Below are 4,040 nucleotides of genomic sequence, written 5' to 3' on the forward strand. Positions count from 1 at the left end.
GCGCGGCCGGGACGGTCGCGCGGTCGAGACCGTTGCGCGGGCGGGCATCGGCCGGTTGGCTGGGCGCGCGTGGGGGCGTGGCTATTGCTCGGACGGCATTTCGAAGTCGCTCTTGGCGAGTTCCTCGACGTTGACGTCCTTGAACGTCACGACACGGACGTTTTTCACGAAGCGAGCAGGACGGTACATGTCCCAGACCCAGGCGTCCTGCATGGTGACCTCGAAGAAGACCTCGCCGTTCTCGGTGCCGCGCACCTGCAGGTCGACGGAGTTGGTCAGGTAGAACCGGCGTTCCGTCTCGACGACGTAGGTGAACAGCCCGACGACGTCCCGGTACTCGCGATAGAGCTGCAGCTCCATCTCGGTCTCGTACTTCTCGAGATCCTCGGCGCTCACGCTCGTGCCCCTTCCGTGCGGCCTTCGCCGGGGACCTCCCCCAAGGCCACGTCCCCATTGTTACGCATTGCTCGTCCGACATTGACGTAGGAGAACCGATGCTCTGGGCAAGGTCCGTGTTTCTGAAGGGCCGCACTGTGGGCGCGAGTCACGTACCCCTTATGGAGGTCGAAACCGTACTCCGGAAACCGCTCGTGGAGACGCACCATGATCCGGTCTCGGGTGACCTTGGCGATGATGGACGCGGCGGCGACGCACGCGGCCACCTGGTCGCCTTTGATCATCGCGAGGCCGGGCACTTCCAGCCCGGGCACGGGGAAGCCGTCGCTCAGCACGTAGGCGGGGCGCTCCGGGAGGGCGGCGAGCGCGCGGCGCATCCCGGTGATATTGCACCGGTGCAGGCCGATGCGGTCGATGTCGTGGCACGGGACGACCACGGCGCTCCAGGCGAGCGACCGCTCGGTGATCTCGGTGTACAGCTCCTCCCGGCGGCCGGGGGTGAGGAGCTTGGAGTCGGTGAGCCCGTCGATCGTCCCCCGTCGGCCGCCGCGCAGGATCACCGCGCCGACGACCAGGGGTCCCGCGCACGCTCCCCGCCCCGCCTCGTCGACACCGGCCACGGGGGTGAGGCCGGCGTGTTCGAGGGCGCGCTCGTAGGCGAGCAGCCCTGCGTCACGGCGCGGCGTGAAGCGGAGTGGACGACCCTTCATGCTCCGCAGCGTACGTCTCCCGGAGCCCCCGCCGCCGCCCGAATGCCTCGTTTCCGGCATGTCCCTGATCACCCGAAGACGCCCGCCGGGCGTCGGCGGGTCAGGTTCGGCGGCGCCTCAGCAAGAAGGCGATGGGGAGGGTGCCTATGACGCCCAGGGCGAAGGGCGTGGCGGGGAGGGCGGCGGCCAGCGCGGGTTGTTCGAAGGTGTCGGGGATGGGGAGGGTGTCGATGCGGTCGAGAGGCCAGACGATCACGAAGGCGCGACCGATGACGTGGTCGATCGGGATGGTGCCGCCGCCGGGGTCGGCCTGATGGGAGCGGGAGTCGTAGGAGAGCTCCCGGTGGTCGCCCATGACCCACAGCTGGCCGGGCGCGACGGTGATGTCGAAGGGGTCGTTGGACGGCTTGTTCTGCTCGCCCGTGATCGGGTCGGTGTAGAGGTAGGACGACTCGTCGATGGGGACGCCGTTGACGGTGACGCGGCCTTGGGCGTCGCAGCATTTGACGCGATCGCCGGGGATGCCGATGACCCGTTTGATGTAGTCCTTCTCGTTGGGCGCGAACCCGAAGGCGGCGCCGACCCAGCGCAGGAGCTTCGAGACGGGGTTGGTCGGTTCCGCGACCTGGGTTTCGGGGTCCCAGGAGTCCAGCCCGTTGAACACGATGATGTCGCCGCGGGCGACGTCGCGAGTGTGGTAGACGATCTTGTTGACGAGGACCCGGTCACCGACCTGGAGGGTGTTCTCCATGGAACCGGACGGGATGTAGAACGCCTGGACCGCGAACGCCTTGATGACCAGGGCGAGAACGACCGCGATGACGACGAGGATGGGCAGTTCTTTCCAGAAAGAGCCCTGCTTTTTCTTCTTGTCGTCGCCGTCCTCGGCCTCCTCTTCTTCGGAGGTCACGGTCTGCTCTTCTTCGGGCACCGCGCCCTCGGCCTCGGATCGCACGTCTCTCCGATCGTCCTCATCAGTCATCAGACCAAAAGACTAGCGGCGCGGGGCCCGAGCACGCCCGCCGCGGGCGTGTCGCCGAGAGCCGAACCGAACATTTCTCCCGAAACTGGCAACGCCCCGGTACCACGGGGGTCCGGGGCGTTGCGGGGCACGGGCTCAGGACTCGCGCTTCTCCTTGATGCGCGCGGCCTTACCGCGCAGGTTGCGCAGGTAGTAAAGCTTGGCCCGGCGGACGTCACCGCGGGTGACGACCTCGATCTTGTCGATCGACGGGCTGTTGATCGGGAAGGTCCGCTCGACGCCGACGCTGTAGCTCACCTTGCGGACGGTGAAGGTCTCCCGGGCGCCGCCGCCCTGACGCCGGATCACCACGCCCTGGAAGACCTGGATACGGCTCCGGTTGCCTTCCGTCACGCGGACGTGCACCTTCAGCGTGTCGCCCGGGCGGAAGTCCGGGACGTCGGCGCGCATCGCGGCCTTCTCGATCTCCTGGATCAGGGTGTGCATCGCAGCGTTTCCTCAAAGTCGAACGCGGGCGTCGAGAGGCCCCGTGGGTCCTTCGTGGGGGCGTCGCTCCGCGGAAGCGGTCTTCATCGCCTGCGCGAGTGCAGGCGCACGGACGCTCTAGTTTGCCATACCTTCGGCGTCAACCGGAAAACCGGCCTCCCGGAGGACGTCGCGGTCGTGCGCGTCGAGGTTCTCGGGGTCGAGGCGGGCGAGCAGTTCGGGGCGGACACGGGCGGTGCGGCGCAGGGCCTCGTCACGGCGCCACCGGGCGATCGCACCGTGATGCCCGGAAAGGAGGATCTCCGGGACGCCGCGGTCACGCCAGACCGGCGGTTTGGTGTACACGGGGCCCTCCAGGAGGGACTCCATCGCGCCGGGGGCGAAGGAGTCGTCGGCGACGGAATCGGCGTTGCCGAGGACGCCCGGAAGGAGCCGCGCCACGGCCTCCACCATGACCAGAACGGCGACTTCGCCGCCGGCGAGCACGAAGTCGCCGAGGCTGACCTCGTCGACGGGCATGCGGGTCGCGGCCTCCTCGGCGACGCGGGAGTCGATGCCCTCGTACCGTCCGCACGCGAACACCAGCCGGGGTTCGGCGGCGTACCGGGCGGCGAGCGCCTGGGTGAAGGGCCGGCCGCTCGGCGTCGGGACGACCAGCCGGGCCGGTGCGCCGGGCGGGACGACCGCGTCGAGCGCCTCCCCCCACGGTTCGGGCTTCATCACCATGCCGGGGCCGCCGCCGTAGGGTGTGTCGTCCACGGTGCGGTGCCGATCCTGCGCCCACTCCCGCAGGTCGTGAACCTGAAGGTCGAGCAGCCCGCCGCGCCGGGCCTTGCCCAGGAGCGACAGATCCAGGGGGGCGAAGTACTCGGGGAAGATCGTGACGATGTCGATGTTCATGATTCGTCGAGGAGACCTGGCGGGGGATCGATGACGAGCCGGCCGCCGGGCACGTCCACCTCGGGGACCAGCGCGGCGACGAACGGGACTAGCCGTTCCCCGCCCGGGCCCCGCACGACCAGCAGGTCTTGGCCGTGGTGCAGGACGTCGGTGACGCGGCCGATGTCGGCGCCGTCGGTGGTGACGACGGCGAGGCCGATGAGTTCGTGGTCGTGGAACTCGTCGGGGTCTGCGGAGGGAGGAATGTCGGCGGAGTCGACGACCAGCCAGACACCGCGCAGTTCCTCGGCGGCGTCTCGGTCCGAGACACCGGCGAACCGCATGAGCAGGCGGCCCGAGTGCCAGCGGGTGCGTTCGACGGTGAGGGGTCCGGCGGACGCGGGGTCCGTGGCGATCTCGGTACCCGCCGCGAACCGGGCCTCGGGGTCGTCGGTGCGGACGTCGAGCGTCACTTCGCCGCGGATACCGTGCGGCCGCCCGACCCGCCCGACGGCGATGGGCTCGCTCACCGTGCCCCCCTCGCGTTCCGGACGCGGGAGACCGGCCCGGGCGGGCGGCCCCGCAGG

General features: G+C 69.7%; 6 protein-coding genes. All 6 read right to left on the reverse strand.

From position 1 onward, the window contains the following. Nucleotides 1–81: 81 nt before the first annotated feature. A complete protein-coding gene (locus BJF79_RS33765; protein WP_075903549.1) occupies nucleotides 82–396 on the reverse strand; it encodes a DUF2469 domain-containing protein in 315 nt (104 codons plus the stop codon). Beyond that, nucleotides 393–1,106 (reverse strand): ribonuclease HII, encoded by a 714-nt coding sequence (locus BJF79_RS33770; RefSeq protein WP_075903551.1) that lies wholly within the window; start codon nucleotides 1,104–1,106, stop codon nucleotides 393–395. Before BJF79_RS33770 ends, BJF79_RS33765 begins: the two co-directional genes overlap by 4 nt. Nucleotides 1,107–1,206: 100 nt before the next feature. Further along, nucleotides 1,207–2,061 (reverse strand): signal peptidase I, encoded by an 855-nt coding sequence (gene lepB / locus BJF79_RS33775; RefSeq protein WP_075903553.1) that lies wholly within the window; start codon nucleotides 2,059–2,061, stop codon nucleotides 1,207–1,209. 162 nt (nucleotides 2,062–2,223) lie between these two features. After that, a complete protein-coding gene (gene rplS, locus BJF79_RS33780) occupies nucleotides 2,224–2,574 on the reverse strand; it encodes a 50S ribosomal protein L19 (protein WP_026405315.1) in 351 nt (116 codons plus the stop codon). Nucleotides 2,575–2,691: 117 nt separating this feature from the next. Further along, nucleotides 2,692–3,474 carry a tRNA (guanosine(37)-N1)-methyltransferase TrmD gene (trmD, locus tag BJF79_RS33785; RefSeq protein WP_075903555.1) on the reverse strand — a complete coding sequence of 261 codons (783 nt, stop codon included), beginning with the start codon at nucleotides 3,472–3,474 and terminating at the stop codon, nucleotides 2,692–2,694. Further along, the gene (gene rimM / locus BJF79_RS33790) at nucleotides 3,471–3,983 is read right to left on the reverse strand and encodes a ribosome maturation factor RimM (RefSeq protein ID WP_187357095.1); all 513 of its coding nucleotides are present in this window, start codon (nucleotides 3,981–3,983) and stop codon (nucleotides 3,471–3,473) included. The genes trmD and rimM overlap by 4 nt, the downstream gene beginning before the upstream one ends. Nucleotides 3,984–4,040: the final 57 nt, after the last annotated feature.

This window comes from Actinomadura sp. CNU-125, assembly GCF_001942465.1.
GTDB lineage: Bacteria > Actinomycetota > Actinomycetes > Streptosporangiales > Streptosporangiaceae > Spirillospora.

Coding starts and splice junctions, on each gene's coding strand:
- trmD (WP_075903555.1), bottom strand. CDS start 3,474: ATGAACATCGACATCGTCACGATCTTCCCCGAGTACTTCGCCCCCCTG.
- rplS (WP_026405315.1), bottom strand. CDS start 2,574: ATGCACACCCTGATCCAGGAGATCGAGAAGGCCGCGATGCGCGCCGAC.
- BJF79_RS33770 (WP_075903551.1), bottom strand. CDS start 1,106: ATGAAGGGTCGTCCACTCCGCTTCACGCCGCGCCGTGACGCAGGGCTG.